This is a genomic window from Candidatus Ozemobacteraceae bacterium (assembly GCA_035373905.1).
Lineage (GTDB): Bacteria > Muiribacteriota > Ozemobacteria > Ozemobacterales > Ozemobacteraceae > MWAR01.
Genome location: DAOSOK010000009.1, coordinates 1 through 22,820 on the forward strand (window position 1 = coordinate 1; position 22,820 = coordinate 22,820).

13 protein-coding genes and 1 pseudogene are annotated in these 22,820 nt (G+C 62.6%); 6 read left to right on the forward strand and 8 right to left on the reverse strand.

All coding sequences use genetic code 11. From position 1 onward, the window contains the following. The 3 genes from PLU72_05930 to PLU72_05940 all read left to right on the forward strand — a co-directional run. Positions 1-679: WG repeat-containing protein (locus tag PLU72_05930; protein HOT27707.1), on the forward strand; the 679-nt coding region annotated here is incomplete at its 5' end. 84 nt (positions 680-763) lie between these two features. Beyond that, on the forward strand, positions 764-2,266 hold the full coding sequence (locus tag PLU72_05935) for a hypothetical protein (GenBank protein HOT27708.1): 1,503 nt from the start codon (positions 764-766) through the stop codon (positions 2,264-2,266). 287 nt (positions 2,267-2,553) lie between these two features. Next, positions 2,554-4,530 (forward strand): amidohydrolase family protein, encoded by a 1,977-nt coding sequence (locus PLU72_05940; protein HOT27709.1) that lies wholly within the window; start codon positions 2,554-2,556, stop codon positions 4,528-4,530. A 183-nt stretch (positions 4,531-4,713) separates the two neighbouring features. On the opposite strand, the gene PLU72_05945 is transcribed toward PLU72_05940, so the two are convergent. The 7 genes from PLU72_05945 to PLU72_05975 are packed head-to-tail and all read right to left on the reverse strand — an operon-like array spanning position 4,714 to position 12,200. Further along, positions 4,714-5,202 (reverse strand): hypothetical protein, encoded by a 489-nt coding sequence (locus PLU72_05945; GenBank protein HOT27710.1) that lies wholly within the window; start codon positions 5,200-5,202, stop codon positions 4,714-4,716. A gap of 1 nt (position 5,203) precedes the next feature. Continuing rightward, positions 5,204-5,557 carry a 4Fe-4S dicluster domain-containing protein gene (locus tag PLU72_05950; GenBank protein ID HOT27711.1) on the reverse strand — a complete coding sequence of 118 codons (354 nt, stop codon included), beginning with the start codon at positions 5,555-5,557 and terminating at the stop codon, positions 5,204-5,206. Between the two features lie 9 nt (positions 5,558-5,566). Further along, complete coding sequence (locus PLU72_05955) at positions 5,567-7,138, reverse strand: NADH-quinone oxidoreductase subunit C (protein ID HOT27712.1); 1,572 nt, start codon at positions 7,136-7,138, stop codon at positions 5,567-5,569. Further along, complete coding sequence (locus PLU72_05960) at positions 7,135-8,694, reverse strand: proton-conducting transporter membrane subunit (GenBank protein ID HOT27713.1); 1,560 nt, start codon at positions 8,692-8,694, stop codon at positions 7,135-7,137. The genes PLU72_05955 and PLU72_05960 overlap by 4 nt, the downstream gene beginning before the upstream one ends. Before the next feature lie 10 nt (positions 8,695-8,704). Then, the gene (locus PLU72_05965; GenBank protein ID HOT27714.1) at positions 8,705-9,355 is read right to left on the reverse strand and encodes a hypothetical protein; all 651 of its coding nucleotides are present in this window, start codon (positions 9,353-9,355) and stop codon (positions 8,705-8,707) included. Positions 9,356-9,366: 11 nt separating this feature from the next. Further along, positions 9,367-10,299 carry an NADH-quinone oxidoreductase subunit H gene (locus PLU72_05970; GenBank protein HOT27715.1) on the reverse strand — a complete coding sequence of 311 codons (933 nt, stop codon included), beginning with the start codon at positions 10,297-10,299 and terminating at the stop codon, positions 9,367-9,369. Continuing rightward, on the reverse strand, positions 10,296-12,200 hold the full coding sequence (locus tag PLU72_05975) for a proton-conducting transporter membrane subunit (GenBank protein HOT27716.1): 1,905 nt from the start codon (positions 12,198-12,200) through the stop codon (positions 10,296-10,298). The genes PLU72_05970 and PLU72_05975 overlap by 4 nt, the downstream gene beginning before the upstream one ends. Before the next feature lie 341 nt (positions 12,201-12,541). On the opposite strand from PLU72_05975, the gene PLU72_05980 reads away from it, so the two are divergent. Then, positions 12,542-18,751, forward strand: a complete 6,210-nt coding sequence (locus PLU72_05980; protein ID HOT27717.1) for an adenylate/guanylate cyclase domain-containing protein — start codon at positions 12,542-12,544, stop codon at positions 18,749-18,751. 323 nt (positions 18,752-19,074) lie between these two features. Here PLU72_05980 and PLU72_05985 read toward each other — a convergent pair whose 3' ends face one another. Continuing rightward, a complete protein-coding gene (locus tag PLU72_05985) occupies positions 19,075-19,860 on the reverse strand; it encodes a HAMP domain-containing sensor histidine kinase (protein ID HOT27718.1) in 786 nt (261 codons plus the stop codon). Positions 19,861-20,023: 163 nt separating this feature from the next. Here PLU72_05985 and PLU72_05990 point away from each other — a divergent pair, with 163 nt between their 5' ends. Together PLU72_05990 and pyk are read left to right on the forward strand one after the other, a co-directional pair. Then, the gene (locus PLU72_05990; protein HOT27719.1) at positions 20,024-20,836 is read left to right on the forward strand and encodes a phosphate ABC transporter substrate-binding protein; all 813 of its coding nucleotides are present in this window, start codon (positions 20,024-20,026) and stop codon (positions 20,834-20,836) included. 238 nt (positions 20,837-21,074) lie between these two features. After that, positions 21,075-22,487 (forward strand): annotated as a pseudogene (gene pyk, locus PLU72_05995) (pyruvate kinase). Positions 22,488-22,820: the final 333 nt, after the last annotated feature.

Below are 22,820 nucleotides of genomic sequence, written 5' to 3' on the forward strand. Positions count from 1 at the left end.
CGGCCCCGGTCATTTTCCCGGGGCCGTTTTTACACCACTTCCTGGGACTTTATCTCGGCTGCACGGATTTTTCGATCCGAAAACCGGAACATTTCCCGTTCCCCCCACTCTCGATGATGTCCGGTGGTTCGAGGAGACGGGCGTCATCCTCGCGAAAGAAGCCGGTTTCTGGCGGATCCGTGTTCCCGGCGGAAAGGAACGCAGTTCCCTTGCGTTCAAAGATGTCGGAACGATCAGCGAAAACCGTTGCTGGGTCAAGGCCCTCGACAATCGGTACGGTTTCATCGACCAGGCGGGGAACGTCGTCGTCCCACCAGCCGATGATGAGGCGTACGGGTTCCACCGCGATCGCGCCGCCGTCCGGAAAGGGCAGAAATGGGGCTTCATCAACTCGCGGGGGGAAGAGATCATTCCGCTCGAGTTCGACTCAGTCACCTCGTTCTCCGAGACCGACGAGGAGGCAACCGAGGCCGTACAGAAAGGCGTCAAAGGCCTTCTGGACCGGATGGGAACCTTTCACACGCTCGAAGCGCCCGTCAGTGCCGGTTCGCTCCGCAAAGAGTTCCCCCACCCGAAGATCCTCGGCAGCCTTTCAAACAGGCCCCATAAGAGAATCGGCGACATCTCCCACCACCTTTTCAGCGCACATCAGGCCGGGATATTCTGGCTGCCTTCATAAATCCACGCCGGGTTGCCGATAAGAAACAGTGAACCTGCACCATACAGAAGGTGCAAGCCGTTCTTCCTGTAAGGAGGCGTTCTCATGAAGCGTGCCCAGCGGGGCGAAATTCGATATTTCGCGTTTCTGACGGCGTTCGTCTGCTCGATGTTCTTCACCGGCTGCGGAAGCAGCAGTGACGGCGGGGGGAATCCCGCCGGCCTTCTTCCCCCCGACACGATCCGGGGCGGCGTCGAGGGCTATGTAAGCAGATCCAGTCTTCCGGCGAACATCAAGGCCCGCGTCGGGGCTTCCCTGACGTGTCCGTTTGCCGACACGACGGTCACGCTTTCGACTTTCGACGGGAAAAGCGGCAACGAAGTGATTCTCGGCCAGAGCCAGACGGACGATCGCGGCTACTACCAGATTTCCTATGCCTTCACCGACCACCCCACCCGAAATCTCATCATCCGCGCGATCAAGGGTGCAGAAACGTGCGAAAGCGTTCTGCCGATGCTGAAGCCCGGCATCATCGTGCGCGCGGAGACCTTGACTCCCGGAAGAAGTTTCGAAGCGCAGCTGGTCCACGAACTCCGGAAGCTCGGCAAATCTCAGGATATCAACATCGGGGAACTGACCTCGATGCTGTCCGGGGAATCTCTTTCGCTTCTCGGGCAAGGAATCACGTCGATCGCAAACGCTCTGGCCGCTCGCGATGAAGCCCGGCGTCTGAAGTTTGGAGACCGGTTCGATGCTCTCGTCATGGCCGCGTTCGAGATCGAGCTGGACGTTGCCGAAGCCGTCGAAAACGGCGAAATGAGCTCCGAAGACGGGCGTGGGGTCTTTATCCGCAGACTCGAAGAACGGGCCCGCCTGCTCGGCTTCACGAGCGAAGAACTGAGCGCCCTCGACGATTACGACGATGCGTTCATCTTCCGGCCGCTGAAGAAGATGATCCCCGGCGCAAGCGACGGGGGCGAGATCGAAGACGGAATTGAGACGGCGCGGCTTCGGGAAAACAAGCGCAACTCCCTTTCCCTGATCGCCGATGCCGTCACGATCCTCGTCGGAGAAAAGTCGCGGACCGAGTTTGCCGGGCTCTACCAGCTGATCGAAAAAATGCGCGAGCAGCTCGACGCGGTTTCGAGCCCCGCCGACATCCGCGCCCTGTTTTCCCCGGATTCAACCCGGATGGTGGAACTGTCGAACCTATTGAACAGTGTCCTCAACTCACTCAGGTTCACCCCCGATCTGATCGCTGAGGTATTCACCATGGAACCTCCGAGCCTCATCGAGTCAGCCGCTGCGAACGGGCTGACGAAGATCGCCTCGCCAGGCAGAGCCGAAAGCATGGATCCAGCCGGTCTCGTCCGCCAACAGGATCGCATCATGACCGACCTGACGGAAGCCGTGCGGCACGTCGCCGAAAAGGCGTCGCTGGCGCTTCCCGACGACAAGCTCAAAGCAATCGCCCTTCTGCTCTGGGCCACCTCTCACGACAAGCTCGACATCAAGGTCCAACTACCAGACACCTCGGGAAATACTGCAGAAGGGGAGTCCGCCCCTGGCGATGCGGGGAGAATGAGTTCAGCGGAAAGGGGGGATTGATTCATTCATGACAGCAACCTTCTTCGCCTTTCCGTTGGTGGTGAGGGCGTAAAAACACGGGTTCTTTCGCCCTACGACAAGCTCAGAGCGAAGGGGAGGTATGAAGTCATCAGAATTCAATAGCGCCTGTCAAAGATTCTCTTTCCGGGGCTGCGACGTCACGATCGCGGCCCCGTTCGTTTTTCGTCACATGTTCGTTGGCGGATATCACGTATCGTGGTACAATGCCGGGCAAACGAACCGGAGAATCCCGGCCGACTGAACATGAAAGGTGAGAAGAAGACCCGATGAAACAAGTTGATGTTCTGTTCACCAACGCCCATATCCTGACCATGGATCAGGAGTTCACGCAGTATGAGAAAGGCGCGATCGCGGTCAACGGCGAGACGATCGTCGCGATCGGGCCCGATGGCGATATCAGGCAGGAGTATTCCGGCAAGGAGACGGTCGACTGCGCCGGCAAGGTGCTGATGCCCGGCCTGATCAACGCCCACACGCACGCGCCGATGACGCTTCTGCGAGGTCTGGCCGACGATCTGCGGCTCGACGTCTGGCTGATGGGATACATGATGCCCGTCGAGCGCGAGTTCGTGACGCCGGAGTTCGTGTATCTCGGCACCAAGATCGCCTGCGCCGAGATGATCCGCAGCGGCACGACCTGTTTCGCCGACATGTATTACTTCGAGGACGAGGTTGCCAAGGCGGCAGCCGAGTCCGGAATGCGCGCCGTGTGCGGCGAGTCGGTTCTCAAGTTCCCGGCGCCCGATGCGCCGTCGTATGACGACGCTCTCAGTTACACCCGTACCTTCATCCAGAAATGGAAGGGGCATCCGCTGATCATACCCGCGATCGCGCCCCACGCGCCGTATACCACGACGCCCGAGCTGCTGAAAGCTTGCGCCGCGATCGCGATGGAATACGACGTTCCTCTGCACACGCATCTTTCGGAAACCTCGCAGGAGGTCGAAGGGCTTCGCACGCAGTATGGCATGCCCGGCATCCCCTACTTCCGCAAGCAAAACCTGCTCGACACCAAGACCATCGCCGCCCACTGCGTCTACATCGACGAGGGCGAGATGCGCGAGATGGCGAAACACCGCGTCAGCGCGATTCACAATCCGTCCTCGAACATGAAGCTGGCTTCCGGCGCGGCGCCGACCAAGCGCATGCTCGAGCTCGGCGTCTCGGTCGGTCTCGGCACCGACGGCCCCGCCTCGAATAACGACCTCGACATGTTCGAGGAGATGCGGCTCGCCAGCTTCCTCGCGAAGCTCTCGACGCTCGATCCAACCGCCCTTCCCGCCCGCAGCGTCGTATTGATGGCAACCCGTCTCGGCGCCCGCGCGCTGCACATCGACTCGATCACGGGCTCGCTCATCCCCGGCAAGCGCGCCGATATTATAACCATTGATATTCATCCGCTCCACAACCAGCCGCGGTTCAAGCGCGACGAGACATGCATCTATTCTCAGATTGTCTACGCGACGAAGTCGACGGACGTCACCGACTCGATGGTGAACGGCAAGTGGCTGATGCGCGACCGCAAGGTGCTGACACTCGACGAATCCGGCCTGGTCAAAGACGCTGCCGCGTATGCCGGCCGCATTGATTCGTTCCTCGCCAAACGCGAGCAGTCGGTGCTGTCGAAGCTGGTCGCGATCGGTGGCGCCATGGAGGAGGAGAGCTTCGAGGTCCAGGTCAAGGTGAAGATCGACGAGACCGCCCCGATCGTCGCCAAGCTCGAGAAGGGCGATATCGAGATCGAGCGCAAGCGTCACTACCGCCAGTTCGACACGTATTTCGACTTCGAGGACACGACCCAGGGCCGCCTGCGATACCGCGAAGACGAGTTCGTCGATGAGAAGGGCCAAGTCACCCAGGTCCGTGCACGGCTCACGCTTCTCGGCCAGGACCGCGAGAACAAGTATCCGTCGGCCGTCCTGCTCTCCCGCAGCCGCTATCTTGCCCCGGCAAACAACTCGCTCCGGTTCTACCGCGAGTATTTCCAGCCGAAGGACGAAACCGAGGTCCAGAAGGACCGGCTGCGGTATCTCGTCCACTTCAAGGAGACCGAGTTCTTCATCAATATCGACACCATGAAGAAACCGGCCATCGGCAACTTCATCGAGATCAAGAGCCGCACCTGGAGCCGTCAGGATGCCGAAAGCAAAGCGAAGATCATCGCCGAGCTCCTCGAGTTCCTCGGCGCAAAAGACCGGCCGACCGTCACGACGGATTACATCGATCTGGCCGTGAAAAAGTAAACGTTTCGTTATATAATAACGCGGGCGGTTCCATCAGGAATCGCCCGCGTTCTTTTGTATCACCATCTCTAGCACAGAATCGAAGAGAACAAGATGACGGGGTTCATCATCAGGGCGATCAGGGCGGATCGCGATCCGCCCCTACGCCGTGGAGGCTGATGTCACAGGGATCGCAAGGGGATGTTACGGCTTTGGTTTTTGGAGGGCGGCGTAGGCGCGGAGGCCGTTGGCGAGGGCGGCGAGGATCTCGTCGGGAGACGGGGGGCAGCCGGGGATGCTGATCGCGACGCTGACGACCTCGCGGGCGCCGTCGAACACGGCGTAACTGCCGGCGAAGACGCCGCCCGTGCAGGCGCAGTTTCCGACGGCGATGACGAGTCGCGGCAGGGGGGCGCAGGTATATGTTTCGTAGACGGCTGCGAGAGAGTTACGGCTGACGGGACCGGTCAGCATGAGGACGTCCGCGTGGCGGGGGGAGGCTACGCAGTCGATGCCGAGGCGCTGCATGTCGTAATGGGGGCCGCCAAGGGCGATCAGCTCGTTGTCGCAGGCGTTGCACGAACCGACGTCGAGATGTCTGAAGTGGAGGGAACCGAGCATGGCCCGGAGCGCCTCGGGATCAGCCGGTTCGGGCGGCAGAGGGAAGTCGATTTTTTCGAGGTGGACCGTCATATCATTTTCCCTCCCGCGTTTCGATCGTGCGCCACTCGTCGGCGGCGCCCGTCGTCCAGGTTTCCGCTCCGTGAAGGAAGGCGATGGCGTTCGGGCGACAGGCTTCGATGCAACGGGCACAGCCGATGCAGCGACCCGCCGATATTTCCAGCGTTCGCCCGCTTCCGCCGGACGCCTCTTCCCCGACGATGCGCAGGGCCGATGCCGGGCATGCCTTGACGCAATCGGCGCAGGCGGTGCAGCGCCCCGCCGTCAGAAAAGGTTTTCCGGTCATGTTCATCCGCGCGGAGGGGAGCGTGTCGGGAGTTCCGACGACGCCGCGTTTCGTCAGCGCAATCCAGAGTTGTTTCAGCATATTCGGGCCTCAGCGATCGACATCGGCATAACAGAGTTCGAAACTCTTGTTGATGAGAGGAAAATCGGGAACGATATTTCCTCGAATAGTTGTCGGTATACATGGCCAGAGGCAATACGACGCGGTCCTCACGGCATATCTGTCGACGAGGCCGTTCTGGCCGAACCGAAGGAGAATCATATTCTCGCCGCGGGCCGATTCGGTTGCGCCGATCGCCCATGCGCCCGCCGCCGGCCGGCTGACGGCCTCGAGAACGGGGCCGGCCGGGAGTGATGTCGCGGCGTTCTTCAACAGCTCGACCGACTGGTCGAGTTCGGCGATACGCTGGCGGAAGCGGGCCATGACGTCGCCTTCGAGGCGCGTTGGAATCTTCCAGGTTCCCAACTCCGCGTATCCGTCATACGGATGATCGAGACGGGTATCGGCAGCGACGTTCGAGGCTCGCGCCGCCGGGCCGACGGCGTGGAGAGACAAGGCGTTCTGCGTCGTCAGGTATCCCGTCGTTTCGAGGCGGTCGAGGAAGATGCTGTGGTCGAGAGCAATCTTGACGGGCTTTTTCAGTTCGTTCCAGAGCCCCTCGAACTCTTCGGCGATCCGTTGCACCGCCGCGTCGTCGAAGTTCTGACGCATTCCGCCCGGCACAAGCACGTTCCGGATGAAGCGATGGCCGCACAGGGCCCGGAGCCGGCGCTGCATCTCCTCCTTCACCCGAAGTCCCTGATTGCCGAGGAAGGCGAAGCCGACACCGCCCGGGATGGCCGCGATGTCGTTCACGTGGTTGTAGATGCGCTCGAGCTCGGCGACCACGAGCCGCAGGGCGCGGGCTCTCGCGGGCACCGTGACGCGAGCGGCGCGTTCAACGGCCTGACAGAAGGACAGGGCGTTGCTGACGGAGCAGGTTCCGCACTGGCGCTCAGCGAGAAGCAGGGCCGAGGAGGTGTCGCGGCCTTCGGCCATCTTCTCGATGCCTCGATGGCAGAAGAACAGCTGTGCATCGAGGGCCAGCATCGTGTCGCCGACGGCCTGGAACCGGAAGTGGCCGGGCTCGATGATGCCGGCATGGATCGGCCCGACCGGCACCTCGTACACCCCCTCGCCTTCCACCTGCGTCACCGGGAAGAGGGCCCGCTCGACGGGATAGGCGCGATCGAGCTTCACGTCCTTTCGGAGGGGCGCCAGGTCGCGGGGCCAACCGCCTTTCCAGACGAAGGGGCGCGGATCGGGGTGTCCGAGCGGAATCAGGCCGAACATGTCCCTGATCTCGCGTTCCGGCCAGTTGGCGTTGGCGAAGAGAGCGGTCAGCGTCGGGAACTCAGGCTTGTCGGCGCTCACGGGGGCGCGAAGCACGAGATACCGCTTTTCGCCCGGCACGTGGAGGACCACGACGAGACGGAAGCGGGGCGACTCGGGCAGGAGGTCGAGGGCGGTCATCATCGCGAGCGACGCCGCGTGGTCGCGTCGGGCGGCGGCGGCCACCTCATGCAGCCGGTCGATTTCTATATCGGCAACGATTGTATCAACCGGCGAATCCTTCGCCGGCGACAGGCGCCAAGCTGTCAGGAATTCTTCGAGACGGTTCATAGTCCACCTCCCGGGATGACGGCCGCGACCGCCCGAATCGTTTCGGCGGCCGGGGAGAGCAGCAGCAGGGGCGTCGCGATGACCATGAGGGCGAGGACGGCCATGGAAAGGTCGCGCCAGATCAGGCCGGATTCCCGCTTCGTCACGACGGTTTCGGGAATTGCGGGTTCCGCCTGGTAGCCGCGGCCCTCTCTGTAATGGTGATGGTGATGATGCGGATCGTCACCATACACGACTCGGATCGTGTGGTACAGCAGGCCGGTGAAGGCGATCGCGAGGAGCAGCAGCAGGCTCATCGCCAGCCAGAGGCGACCGGCCCCGATCGCCGCCCAGACGAGCAGCAGTTCGGTCGCGAAGATCGGCCACGGGGGAAGACCGGCGAGACCGGTCATGGCGAGGGTGAAGCCGGTGGCGGCGGCCGGTCGGCGGCGCAGCATGCCGAGCATCCGGTTCATGTCGTGAGAGTGGGCCGTCCGGACCATCTCGCCGGCGGAAAGGAATGCGAGGGATTTGGCGAGCGAATGGGTGACGGTATGGATCAGGGCGGCGAAGATGGACAGCGGGGTTCCGATGCCGATTCCCAGGGAGATCAGGCCGATGTGCTCGATGCTGGAGTAGGCCAGCATGCGCTTGAGATCGTGCTGGACGAGGAGGAACAGGGCCGCGAAAAGAACCGAGACGAAGCCGAACAGCAGCATTCCCGAGCGGACATCGGCGCCGAGGCCGGCGGCGCTCATGACTCCGGCGGTACGTATGATCGCGTAGACGGAGCAGTTGAGGAGGACGGCCGAGAGCAGGGCGCTGGTCGGCGCAGGCGCCTGGGAGTGGGCATCGGGAAGCCACGAATGAAGGGGCGCGAAGCCCGCCTTGGTGCCGAAGCCGACGAGAATGAGCAGGAACGCGAGTTTCAGAAGGGCCGGCGGAAGCTGGGGGGCGAGGAACGCAAGGCCGACCGGATCGAGCGTCGGGACGGCGCCGGAAATCTCGGCGGCGTAGACCAGCAGGATGAGACCAAGCAGCGAGAAGGAGAGACCGACCGTGCAAAGGATGATGTATTTCCAGGCGGCCTCGAGAGCGGCGCGCTGGTGCTCGAAGCCGATCAGCAGGGCCGAGATCATCGTCGTGCATTCGACGCAGACCCAGATCAGGCCGAGATTGCGTGAACTCAGGCCGAGAATCATGGCAAGCAGGAACAACAGGGTCAGGCCGAGGGAAACCGTCAACGGCACCTCCCCCGCCCTTTTCGGAGAACCGGAGGCATCATGCCCGGCATCCGAGGCGGCGGCTGTCCTGAGCTGCCCTGCGACATTCAGTAGAACGGCGCCGCCGACCAGAACGAGAACGCCGAGGAAAAAGCCGCCGAGGCGATCCAGGTAGAAGATGCCCCAGGCGCTCTGCATCCGGCCGTCGACGAGAACCGACCAGACCAGGCTGCCGCCGACGCCCCAGAGGGTGAGACTCGCGAGCATCGCGATCGCGGTCGAGAAGACGACCGGGGCCGGCAGAAAGGCGACGCCGGAGAAGATGGCCAACGCGGTGATGAGTGTCGACAGCATATGCGCCTCCTCAGCCGTGCAGCGTCGACAGCCGGGCCGTGTCGGTCGTGTCGAACTGTTCCTGGATGCGGTAGACGAGAATGCCCATCGCGAGAATGCCGATCAGCACGTCGAGCATGATGCCGAGTTCGATGACCATCGGCAGGCCTTTGGCGAGCTGGAGGGCGGCCAGGGTGAGCGCGTTCTCGATGAAGAGAATACCCATCATCTGGGTCACGGCCTCGCGCCGGGTCATCATCTGAAAGAGTCCGATCAGCACGAGCGCCAGCACTTCCGTCAGAGCCTCGGGCGATGCCCTGAGGCCGTACAGGGCACGCGATGCGACGACGTGCGAAAGCAGGAGCAAGCCCGCGGCGCTGAACAGGTAAAAGGCCACGCCGACCGTGAGACGCGCTTCCGTTCGCGTGCTGATGCGCTTGAGCACGTGGCGGATCCAGGACGGGATCAAGATGGCCTTCACGAGAAGCGTCGCGTAGGCGATCATCTCGAGATGCCCGTTTCCCGTCATGCGTCCGGCCGTCCAGGTCGCGATCGCGAGTGCGAGGGACTGGATCCGGTAGCAAGCGAGAATATTCCAGAACCGGCGAAACAAGACCGTGAGGAATCCCGAGACGAGGATGATCGTGCCCATCCAGGTGACCACGTTATTATAACATTGCATATTATATTTCCTCAGCTTCCGGTCGCCACGAAGAGAAGCGCCGTGATCGACAGGACCAGGGACAGCCCCATCAGGTCCATCATCTGGAACAGCCGAAGCTTGGCGAGCAGCGTTTCGGTAAGCGCCAGCGCGATTGCGGCCATGGCGAGCTTGGCGAGGAGCCAGCCCACGGCAACGAGGCCGGCCGCGGCATCGATGGCGAAGACAAGGCCGAACGGGGCAAAGACGTTCATCAGCAGCAGCACGAGCGTCACCTGTTTGATCCAGTAGGTCAGGTGAATCAGGGCGAGCTGGGGCCCGGAATATTCAAGCACCATGCCCTCGTGGATCATCGTCAATTCCAGGTGGGTGTCGGGGTTGTCGACCGGGATGCGGCCGAGCTCGGCGACGACGACGACAAAGAACGCAACGCCCGCGAGAAGGCCGGCGGGGGTGAAGATCGGCACGGCGTCGGAGCCCCCGATGAGGTTCTGGAGGTTCAGCGACCGCGCAGGCAGAGCGAGAGTCAGGAGCGCCAGGAGCAGGGCCGGTTCGGCGAGGGCGGAGACGGCCATCTCGCGAGAACTGGACATGCCGCCGAACGAGCCGGAGGCGTCGAGGCCGGCGAGCGCCATCATGAACCTCGGGATGGCGAGCAGGTAGACGAAGAGGAGCAGATCGGACATGTAATTCCACGGCGTCGGGTCGATCCAGGGCACCATGAGCGAGGCGGTCAGCACGGCCGCGAAGGCGACGATGGGGGCGATTCCGAACACCCACGAGGTTTCCCGGCTGATGACGCGTCGTTTTGCAAGCAGTTTTTTCACGTCGCGGAAGGGCTGGAACACGCCCGGGCCCTGGCGGCCCTGGATCGTTCCCTTCAGTCGCTTGATCATTCCCTGGAGGATCGGGGCCAGGAGCAGAAGCCCCGTCAGTTTCACGAACAGGAGCACGAGCGTGTTCATCGGATGCCTCCCATGATCAGCAGGCCGACGATGACGGCGAACAACAGGGCCAGGTAGGCGTTCAGCGAGCCGGCCTGGAGTTTCTGGACGCCGTGCGACAAGGCCAGGATGCCGCGGAGGAGCGGCTTATAGAGATAATCGACGAAGAGGTGCACCGTCTCGAGCCTGTAGGTCATGCGCGAGGGCAGCAACGGCGCGAGCGGGCCGTGATCGCGCAGGTCGCGCCGGAGCTGGAGCAGCCAGGCGAAATTCACCTTTACGGGCTCGGCGAAGGCGGACGCCGTGTAAGCCATCCGGGGCGTGAGGGGGGTGCCGCAATTCCAGGTCTCGACGACCGCGGCGGCCGGGGCGCGACCACGCCGTCCGAGGATCCACCAGGCCATCAGTATACCGGCGGCGAGGCAGGAGAGCACCAGCAGCGGCTGGACGCCCTCATCAGGCCGGCCCGGCCAGGACAGGGCATACGGTCCGTATGGGAGCCCGCGCGAGGCCTCGAACATCGTGGTCAGCGGTTTGATGACGATTTCGGGGAAGACGCCGAAGACGACGCAGGCGACGGCGGGAAGCATCATCCCGGCGATCATACGTTTCATTCCGGGAGCAGCCTGGTGTCCGGCGGCATGGGAGCGGGGTTTTCCGAGGAAGATCGTGCCGAAGGCCTTCACGAAACAGCCGGCGGCGAGAGCGCCGGCGAGGGCGAGCCCGGCCGCCATCAGGGGCAGGACGATCTTGCTCGCAAGGCCGGGCAGTGCAAATCCGCTGAGAACGCTGCGGTAGACGAGCCATTCCCCGGCGAAGCCGTTCAGCGGCGGCAGACAGGAGATCGCCAGGGCACCGACGAAGAACAGCATCGAGGCGGCCGGAATCGTGCGGGCCATTCCACCCAGTTCGTCCATGTTGCCGTCGTGCGACGTCGCCTGGACGGCGCCGGCGGACATGAACAGCAGTCCTTTGAAAAATGCATGGTTGAAGGCATGGAAGAGGCCCGCGGAGAACGCCAGCGCCGCATCCGCCTCGTGGCCCCAGGTTCTCAGGAGAATCCCCATGCCGAGGGCAAGCAGGACGATGCCGACATTTTCGATGCTCGAATAGGCGAGCAGCGTTTTGAGATGGTGCTCGTTGCAGGCGTAGAGCACGCCCAGCAGCATCGACACGAAGCCGATTCCCAGAAGCACCCAGCCCAGTTCGGCGTGCAGAACGACGCCGGAACCGGTCAGAAAACGAAACAGGCCGTAGATACCGGTTTTCACCATCACGCCCGACATGAGGGCCGACACGTGGGAAGGCGCCTGCGGATGCGCGCGGGGAAGCCAGACGTGGAAGGGCATCATGCCGGCTTTCGTGCCGAAGCCGATCAGCAAACAGGCAATGACGACGATGCGCTCCCAGCCGCCGAAACCGGCGAGACCGGAGACCCAGTCCGTGATGGCCCACCCGGAGCCGCTTCTGGCACAGGGCCAAAGCAGGGCGAGCGTGAGGAAAGCGGTTCCGACGTGCGTCATCGCGAGGTAGATGAAGCCGGTCCGTCTGCGGCTCTCGGTGAGCGAGTCGAGCATGACGAGGCCGAACGAGCTGAGCGCCATCAGTTCCCAGAAGAAAAGGAAGGTGGGAATCGTCCCGGCAACGAAGACGCCCGCCATCGAGCCGAGAAAGAGCGCCTGGCAGATCGGCATCCAGTGAAAGTTCCAGCGTTTCTCGAGATGCTCGAGGTAGCCTTCGGAAAATATCGAGGCCGCCACCCCAACCCCGCCGAGCATCGTGAGAAACAGGCCGGAAAGCCTGTCGAGCACGAACGTGCTCGGCCCGAGAACGGCCGGGATATCCCAGGCAAACCGCCATTCGGCGCCGGCCAGTCCGGTGACGCCCAGCGCCAGAATGAAGGCCGAGCCTGTCGCTGCCATACGGCATCCGAAGCGCCGCCAGCCTACCGCCGTGTCATGACCGAACGCGCCGGTCACAAAACTGATGAAAAAGAACAACCACCCAAGAGCAAGCAATGTCATCGCTACAATTCGCCCTTTACTGGCCGACGGCTGTCAGTCCGTCTGTAAATGCGGGATGTTATACGCCCTTCGGGCGTGGACGTCAAGCATTCGCATTCCGAATTTCACGACATACGGCACGGGCCCATGCCAGGCCGCCACCCCGAGCGAAACAACGAGGATAATAATATTGATATATATATCTTACGCCACGTTGCCCGGAGAACCCCTCATCGCATAGTATGAACCCGAGAGGCTCCATGGTGACAAACAGAACAACGCCCCATTCCCATTCCGGCTGGCTGGCCGCCCTGCTTCCGCTTCTCGTCGGCATCATCCCGCTGGTCATCCTCCATGCCGAGGCGGGCGGCCTGACCTCCCTGGCTCGTGAAAACGCCGTGCAGAAATGGCTCGGCACGGTCCGCCCTCTCGCGGAGCGTTACCGGGAGCGAGCCACCCCCGAATTCTGGCTGGAAGAGAGTCTCCGACAGGTGACAGCTCATCTGCACCGCGCCCCGCCATCGGCATCCGTCGCGCGGGTCCTCTCGTCATCCGTTTCATCCCTCCAGCAACGGGGCTTTCCGGGCCTTCAGGCCTGGGCCGCCGAGAAAGATCCGGCGAATCCTTCCGGTCCGTTCGCGCTTCTCGAGGGAGCGAACCTGAGGAGCGATTTCCGCGTTTTCTTTCGCGGCCTCCTCAGGGAACTGGCGCACGAAGCCGACGGAACAGTGCGGGCAGGCGACGAATCCTGGACGTCGCGATTGAAAGCGACGTTCGGGGACGGCGTTCCAACCGAGCTGTTCACGGGCGCATGGCGCGGGCGGGCCTTCTTCATCACCTTCCGGCACAGGTTCGGCCTCGCCGCCTGGGACGTTCTGCGTGGTCCCACCGGGGCAACGACCGGCGCGGTGTTCCTGTTCTGGCCTCTCGACCTGGACTTCGCCCGGCGGGGCGTCGAGTTGGCCATCCGACGCTGGAAAACGATCTCGCCTTCGCCCGCGTTCCTCCCAGCCGCCATCGACCTTCCCGCACCAGGCACCCGGCACAGGCGCCGCATCCTCCTTCCCTCGCTTCTTGCCGACGACCTTCATGCGCGTCAGGGACTGCGAAGCCTCGGTCGCCGCCTGAAGGCGACGCCTATTCCGGCAGCAACCTTCGAAACCCTTCAGACGCCAAAAATCGGCGGAATAGATCTCAAGGCTCTCGACACACCGGTCACCGACGGCCCGGTCTGGCTGTATCCCCTCCCCCTGCCCCCCCTTTCCGGACACGCGGGAATCATCGTCTCTCCAGCTCCCGGAATCCCTCTTCCAGCCGTCGCCCTTATCCGGAATCTCGGCGCAGCCGTTCTCACGGCGGCGTTCCTCTTGCTTGCGGCAATGATCGCCACCGGCCGCTCCCTCCCATCGCTCTCCGTCCGTTCCACTCTCCTTCTCTGGCTCCTCATGCTGGCTGCGATTCCGGCCGCCCTTCTCCTCGCAGCGCAGGAGCGTCTCGCCGCCGATCGGGCATCGAACAGGCGCACCGAACTCCGTTCGACCCTGTATCGTCATCTCGAGCGCATCGATTCCGGCAGTTCCTCCATCACCCAGGGCTTCCTCCAGACCTGCCGCGATATTCTCAAATCCCCCTCCCTCGGCGCCGAACTCGACAAAGCGGTCGACAACGTCGAAGCCGGAGACAGGTTGCTTCACACACTTGCGTCTCGCTGCGCTTCTTCCGGAATGGAACTGACAGGAATTTTCATATTCGGACACGGCGGGTTCAAACTCACCCGGGTATCTCCTTCCGTCAATCCCGACACGGCCGAGCGCCTCGCGTGGTATCACGAGTTTCTGGCCGCTGAAACCCTCGCGAGAATTGCGCCTCAGGTTGCCCGGGAAAGCGCGGCGGCCTCGAAGAAGCGCAAATCCTCCGCCGCGGAGCTGGGCAATCTCGATATCCTCTCCAAAAACGACAACTTTCTCGGGCCGGCGGACACAGCCTACGGGTACCGACTCGGCAACAGGCACACCCTGCGGTATTACGACTTCGTCTTTCACCGCGGGGGCGCGCGCTACATGATCTTCATCATGTGGGCCCAAGATCGCGTCTACCGCACGTATCTGTCTGAGTCGCTCGCACGCCTCCATCGGGAAAATCCTGATCTCGGCGTCTGCGCCTTCCGAAGGCACGGATCGAACCTGAAGCTGGAATCGGCCGCCGCGACACCCGGCCAGATCGGCACTCTCTCCCTCGCCGCCCGGAATCTTCCCGACATGAAGGAATCCCTTTCCGAGACGGTTCTATTCAAGGGAAAGACGATGCCGGAGTATACGCTCGGCATCATGGCCCCCCTCGATCCGATCCTTCGCGAGCAGTCGAGCGATCTGGCCCGTTCGCTGCTGATCTTCTTCTGCATGCTCGCCCTCCTGGTCGGCGTCGGCGTTCTCCTGTCCGGATGGCTGGCGGAGCCCGTGCGCCGGATGTCGGAAACCCTGCGGCGCGTTTCGTCGAACGATCTCGAGGCCCGGGTTCACATCGAGCGTGCCGATGAACTCGGCACCACGGCAGATACCCTCGACACCATGATCGGCTGGCTGAGGGAACGGCGCGCCATGAGCCGGTTCGTCTCTTCCCAGGTTCTCGACGTCGTCTCCAGCGGTGGTAATCTGAGCGGCCGCACCGATGCGGCGCGATCACAGGCCGCCCTTCTCGTCACGGACGTGCGAAGCTTCACCACGCTGAGCGAGTCGCATGCGGCCCCCGAGATCTTCGCAATGCTCAACGCGCATCTTGCTGCGATGACGGCCATCATCCAGAGGCACGGCGGCTCGATCGACCGTTTCATAGGCGATGCCATACAGGCCGTATTTCTTCCCGACGCCGCGGAGAGCAGCCCTGTCGACCGCGCGCTCCTCGCCGGCCACGAAATGATGCTGGCCCATCGGAGTCTTCAGGAGGAGCGCCGCGAGCGCGGAACGTTCACCTACGGTATTGGCGTCGGCATCGACCAGGGAGAGGTGGTCACCGGCGTCCTCGGCGATCCTCATGTCCGGCTTGATTTCACCGTTCTCGGCGAGCCTCTCAAGCGCGCGGCCGACCTGGAGGCCCTTTCGAAATCAGGCCGCCACACCCTCGTCATAGCATCCGACGCCGTTCATCGTGCCGCCGGTGGTGATTTCACATTCGAACCTCTGCCGGTCGGATCCGATGGGCACCAGGAATCCGCGTGGGAACTCGTTGACGTTCGGTCCTCGGGCGGCAGGCGGGGGTCGAACGCCCGACAGGCTGCCGATCCCCTCCCAGCACCTTCCATTCCGGTTCCTGCCGCAGGCGCGCATGCAAATGCTCCGCATGCATCGAAACCGCTCGTTCCCAACGGAGCCGATACCCCTGCAGCCAAACAGGCGTCGGGCGTTTCAGCCGTTTCGATCGCGATCGCCCTCGTTCTCTGGGTCACGCCGCTCCTGTTGATGCTAACGGCATCGCGCGATCTCGACGCCTCTTCCCGCGACGCGATCAGCAACCGCGTGCGCGCCCAGCTCCGCCAGGATCTCCAGCTGGCCGAGCAGACGACCGATTCACACGTCCTGAGCCTTCTGCTGATCCAACAACTCATCGCCCCCGTCATGTCGATCGATTGCGGCACATCCTCTTCGAGACGGTTCATCCAGAGCAGAATTCACCATCTCCGGAGACTGTTTCCAGGGCTCCGGTGCGTTTTCTCCTTCGGCCGTTCAGGGCTTGAAGACTCGCCGGTCGGACTCTCCTACGGCAAGCCCCATATTTTCACCCTCGACGAATGGAATGACGTCTTTCAGATCTTTCGGAGCGAACTCCGGTCCTGCATGTATCCGACGACTCCCGGTCACGACCAGAAATGGATGCGCAAGCGATTTTCCAAGACGAACACGTGGGGGGCGCTGAAGGAAGGGTTCGGTCGTTTTCTCAAAATACCGGTTCGAAGCAGGGACGTCCTGTTCACCTGGTTTCCGCTGTTTGGAAGCGATCCTTCGGGCGAATGCCCCGTTTCCACAGCCGCCGTCGAGGCGAATTTCGGGCGGAAGGATCTCTTCCTTCCGCGCATCAGAGGCGCGCTGTTTCTCACGATCACGCCCGACCGACTGACCGCCGATTCCGGGAAAAAAGCCCTGATCAGGCTTCTTTCGCGTCGCGGATGCGCCGTCGCTCTTCTCCCCGCATCCGATATATCCGGTTCGATATACCATCCGGCGTTCCGTTCGGACAGCGAACTGAGCGGATATCTCGCCGGCCCGTCACGCACATGTACTCGCTGGGAGGTCCAGGAAGGCGAAGTGACGCTCGATCGCCGGTATCGCATCGTCGCGGCCAGGCGAAACATGCCGGCGAGCCACGGCGGCGACAGCCGACTCCCTCTCTACTGGCTCGCAACAGCGATCTGGGTGTTGTTCGGCGCGATCGGCGCGAAACTCTGGCGCGATGCCGCGACCGGCCGCACACTTCCCGGGTTGCCGATGCAGTTGACGGCTGCGTTCGTCTTCGCTCTGCTGCCATTTCTGTTCCTCGGTTTTCTCTCGCTCGAACGCACGTCCGGCGAGCAGGCTCTCAGCCAGACCAACGGCAGCATTTCGACCCTCCGGGAAACTCTCGAGGCAACCGACCGGCATCGGGAATACATTCAGGCCTGGGCCTCGGCTGTCATGAGCCGCCTCGTGACGAGACGCCGGCTTCACGAGGAACTTGCCGCGGCAGAACTGCGCCGCCCGACGTCGGACGACCTGTCGCTGAATCCGATCGTTCGGGCGGAAGCCACTCGGCTCGCCCGCTGGGGGCTGATGGCTTCAACCCCGATGATCACCGGGCTGGACGGTTTTTTTCTCGCATTTTTCGGCGACATCCAGCTCTCGAAGATCGCCTTTCTGACGAATCTGATGCGGTTTTTGAGCGCGAGAATCCTGAATTCGCTGAACACCGGCGCCGAAAGAAGCTCGAAATCCGCACAGGCCGCCGGAAAAGAGCTTCTGATCGGCGTCGGCATGGAGGAAAGCCAGCAACTGCTGATGGCCGCGACACCGCCAGACGGCCTCTGCCGGTTCCTGGTGGCCCCCAACGACATGTCGAACATCGCCCTGTTCACGATGGCCGATACGCTCGTCCGCTTCACGATCCGATCGAACGGCTTCCTGCGCTGGATTTTTCTGGTGAATTTCAAGCCCCATGCGTTCGATACGCAGACTTTGCTGAGCAGCGCACCCTCCCGAAACGGCCCCGCCCCCGTCCGGGTCGGGTTCTCCGACAGGCTCGAGCCGATGCTTTTCTTCGCCCCCCCGTTCTACACGATCGAGCGAAAGAGCGACGGCGAGATCGACGTCAAGAACAACTACGATTCGTTGTCGCCGTCTCTGATGACCATCTCGGCAGCGACGCTCAATGCCGGCGTGTCGGCCACCCTCGTCGTTGGTCGGGCTTCCGAAGAGCGGACGATCATGTCGCATCTTCCCGGGCGTATGGCAGGCAAAATCCTGTTCGCCGAGATCCCGTCGGGAAAAATGAAAGCGGCGGCGGAAATCGAAATGAACAGGCGCCGGGGCGTCCTGTTCGCGATGCTGATCTTTTCCGTTCTGCTTGCACGCCACGTCTCCGCGAGGTTCCTCAAACCGCTCCTCGCGCTGTCGGACGCCGCCGGGCGGATCATGAGCAGAGATTTCACGGTTCGGCTTCCCGTCGATCGCCGAGACGAGTTCGGGGAACTTGCGGCATCGTTCAACTCGATGGCCCAGGGCGTCGAGGAAGGCAGGCTGCTCAGCCGTTTCGTTTCAGAGTCCGTCAGGAGCGTCGCCCGTGACACCGTCAGGGAAGAGGCCGCACGCCGCGGCGAGCAAACCGAGGCCGCCGTCCTGTTCGCCGGCCTGGGGAATTTCAAGAGCGTTCTCGCAGGAACGGACCCTGCCCTTCTCGTTCCGCAGCTCAACCGATATCTCGAAGTCATGTCCCAGGCCATCCGCGACCACGGCGGCGACATCGACAAGTTCATCGGCGAGAAGATTCTCGCGGTGTTTTTTCCCGACCGTCTCGGCGGCCGAGATCGAGCGGCGGAAGCGGCTCTTCGGGCGGCGATCGCATTGCAGGAACGAATGGCGGATCTTCGCGAGGTGTTCGATCTGCCCCTTGGCGTCGGGGTCGTTCACGGGCCTCTGCTCGCCGGCATCATGGGCGCACCCCAGGTCCGCCTCGAATATACCGTGATCGGCGACACGGTCAACCTCGCGTCGCGCCTCAGCGACATCGCCATGCGCCTCGGCCCGGACGGCTTGATCCGGGAGTCACCCTGCGGAGCGACCGGCGGCATCGTTTTTGAAGCCGGACTCGGAAGCCTCCTCCCCGCGGAATCGGGGGATCTCCTGCGCCTCCTGAAACCGCTTCATCTCCCGCCGATCAAGGGAAAAACACGTTCGGTCGACGCGTATCGCGTCGACGTTGCAGACCAGGGTAGCGAGCGAACATGAATCACGGGTGATCCAACAGCCGCTTTGCTGCTCGCCTCACAAGTAATCCCACATTCACTCGCCTGCTCGATACCGTTCGTGCCGAGCCTGTCGAAGGACGAATGTTCCCGCCCTTCGACAAGCTCAGGGCGAACGGGGGTATCATCTCGAAGCGGATTCAATATATATTGCACGTGATACTCGTCGCCCAATATATGAGACGCGTAGTAGCGACGAGCCACTGAGCCTCGAAGTTCTATAACATTACCGATACGTCCATAGGAACGGCTCGCGTTCCCTCCGACGCGGCGTTGCGCATCGACACGGCCGTGCGATGCGCGTGACTACCGACGGAAGGCCGGGAGGAGGATTCGCGCCTGGACCCCCTCGCCGGGGTTCGACACGAGGGTGATGTGGCCGCCGTGGCGTTTGAGGATCGCCCTGCAGACGGGCAAGCCGAGGCCCGTTCCGCGGGTATGCCCGGAGATATACGGTTCGAACACGACGCCGAGCATCTGGGCCGGAATGCCGGGGCCGTTGTCGGCGAAGACGATCTCGACCCAGTCCCCTCCCCGTTCGACCGGTTCGCGCTCCCACTCTGGGCCGGGCCTGCCGGTCACGGTTGCCGTGACGGAGATCCGGCAGCCGTTCGGAGCGGCGTAGGCCGAATTTCTCACGAGGTGCTTCAGGAGGATCTCGAATTGATAGATATCGATAGCAATATCAGGAACTTCAGAGCCGATGCGGAACTCGAAGGCGATATCGCCCTCGTTCTCCGCCACTCTGGGGAGCGTTTCCGCCAGGTATCGCCCAACCGGAACCTGCTGTCTGGTTGGCTGATCGCGTCGCGCGAGCAAAGCGAGCTGCGCGGTCAGTTCACCGGCCCGTTCGGCCGCCTTCTGGGTCGACTCGAGGTATCTGGCCGCGTGTTCCGGATCCGCAAGGGATGACGCAGCGAGCGACAACCCGCCATATATACTAGTTAGAATATTATTAATATGATGGGCCACGCCGCCGGCGAACAGGCCCATGCGGTCGACGTGGCACTGTTCCTTGTCCAGCAGGGCGGCCTCGAGCTCGCGAATCCTCTTTTCGAGGCTCTCCATGCGCGCGTTGGCATCCTCGATCATCGATGGTTTCCATGCTCTTTTCTATAGGATGAAAAACCCTCTGCACGCAGACCATGATACCTCACGTCCGCCCCGTTTGTCAGGTCGAATCGGCACAAGAGTTTACAGAATCGCCGCGGCGGTGGTATGTAGAAAGAAATACGGCATGTCAGGAGATGATCAGATGATCCGTTCCATCACACCCGTCTTTCTCGCCCTCCTTCTCTGCCTCTGTATTCCGTTCGCAGCAACGGCCCAGCTCAGTTACGAAGGGTCGTCCTCGATCGGCGACACGCTCCTGCCTGAGCTCGCCAAGGCGTTCCAGGCAAAGAGCGGCATCTCCTTCGACAAGATCACGTCCAACAGTTCCGCCCAGGGCTACCAGGCCGTTTCGGAAGGCAAAGCATCGGTCGGCGGCCTTTCCCGCCTGCTGACTGCCGAAGAAATGAAGACCGAGCCCGGCAACCGCGTCATCGGATACGACGCCGTCGTCGTCTACGTTCACAAGGACATGCCCGTGACCTCGCTCACCTCCGAGCAACTCGGGAACATCTTCTCCGGCAAGGCGAAGAACTGGAAGGAGGTCGGCGGCACCGACGCCCCCATCATCACGGTTCTGAAAGAAAACGCCACCGAGGGTGGAACGGCGCGCCAGTTCTGCGAACTAATCCTCGGCGGTCACCCTCCCGCAACCGCCGCCGTCATTCTCCCCGGGATCACCGAGTGCGTATCATACGTAGCATCGAATCCGAACACCATCACCTTCGCCTCCCTCGCCTTCGACGACAAGACGGCGCGATTCGTCGCGATCGACGGCGTCCTTCCCTCGCGCGACTCCCTCAACAAGGGCGAGTATCCACTCGCCAGACCCTACGTTCTGATTTACTCGAACAAGCCCGAAGACCCGAACGTAACAAAGTTCCTGGACTTCGCACTGACGAAGGAAGGCCAGGAAATCGTCAAGAAATACGTCGTCCCCGTGATGGGGTTCGAGTGATACGACAGGTTCGCCGAAGAAGGGCCCCTGCGGAATTCCGCGGGGGTTTTTCTTTGCCGCCGGTGCACCGATTCTGAGCACGCCGTTCGCCGGCGGTGTTCAAGAAATCCACACGTCGGATCCGCTTTTTACGCGCATTTCCGCTTCCGAAGCCATTCTTTCCGGTCTGGCATGCCGGTTGCTAATCGTGCAGTCACTGATGGGCTCTGCTCAAATCACGCACTCGAAAGGCTACCGCATGCGCAAGACGAAGATTCTCGTTACCCTCGGCCCCTCGGCCGAATCCGAGCAGGTTCTCGAACAGTTGATTCACGCGGGAATGAATGTCGCGCGACTCAATTTCTCCCACGGCGATCATGCCGAGCACGGTCGGCGCATCGATGCGCTGAAGAAGGTTCGGACACGGCTTGACGCACCCGTCGCCATGCTGCTCGACACGAAGGGGCCGGAAATCCGCACGGGGGATCTCGAGGAAGACGCGATCACGCTCGTCCAGGACCGCACTCTGACCCTCACGACCCGGCCCGTCAAGGGAAACGACACCCTTCTCTCGGTTTCCCATGCTACGCTGCCGCAGGAAGTCCTTCCCGGCTCGACGATCCTGCTCGACGACGGGCTGATCCAGCTCGAAGTCATCGATGTCCAAAGCGACACCGAGATTCTCTGCCGCGTCGTCACCGGCGGCAGAATGCGCGGCCGCCGCGGCGTCAACGTGCCCGGCAGGCATCTCGATCTCCCGAACCCCACCCCGCGCGACATCACCGACCTGAAATTCGCCGCCGAACAGGGTTTCGACTTCATCGCCGTCTCGTTCACCCAGAACGCCGCCACCATCGACGCCGTCAGGCAGGTCCTGCGCGAGGCGGGAGCGCCCGACATCAAGATCATCGCCAAGATCGAAAACCACGCCGGCCTGGAAAATTTCCGCGAGATCCTCGCCGCAGCCGACGGCATCATGGTCGCGCGCGGCGATCTCGGCGTCGAGCTCCATCCCGAAGAAGTTCCGATCGCTCAGAAAGAGATCATCCGGCAGTGCTACATGGCCGGCAAACCGGTCATCACCGCGACCCAGATGCTCCACACGATGACCGAGTCCCCTCGCCCCACCCGTGCCGAGGTTTCGGACATCGCCAACGCCATCTACGACTTCACTTCCGCCCTGATGCTCTCCGGGGAAACCTCCGTCGGACGCTATCCCGTCACCTGCGTCGAGACGATGGCGCGAATCGCCGAACGCGCCGAGGCCGCCATCGCATATCGACAGATATATTTTTCATACACTTCACGCCATGAGAGCATGGCGGACACGACCGGAGCAGTGACCACCGCCGCCGTGACGACCGCCTACAACGTCGGAGCGAAAGCCATCATCACCGTCAGTGAAACGGGCCGGACGGCCCAGGAACTTTCCCGGCTCCGATGTGACATTCCGATCATCGCCGTCGTCGCCGACGAGCAGGTCCACCGGCAGCTGTCGATCAACTGGGGCGTTCGTTCGGTGCTCGGCACACGGTTCCGGACGCTCGAGGAACTCCACGTCGAGTCGATCCGCCTCGCCGCCTCCACCGGCCTCGTCGGCAACGGCGACCAGGTCGTTCTCGTCGCGGGCATCCCCGTCGGAAAAGCCGGCGCGACAAACATGATCAAGGTGGAGACCGTGGGCGTTTCGGACGACCGCCGCGTCACCCGCACACCATACGCCCACGCGGGCTCGTTTTCAGGCGCTCCCGCGCAGATCGGGGGAACGGCTCCCCTCGCCGGCACCGATTCGAGCATTCCTTCCCTGCTTTCCGGTCACGGCTCGGTCGCCGGCGAACATCCCCATCAGACGACGCACCTCCGGCCGGGTCAGAAAGAAGCCTCGTTCGCCGGAACCGGCACGGCCCTCCTCCCGCCTACCGGCCGCCCCGGTCTCCGCCGCCTCGACGGAGACCTCGTCCTCGACGCGATGTGGAAGGAAACCTGGCCCCTGATGTCCCCCCAG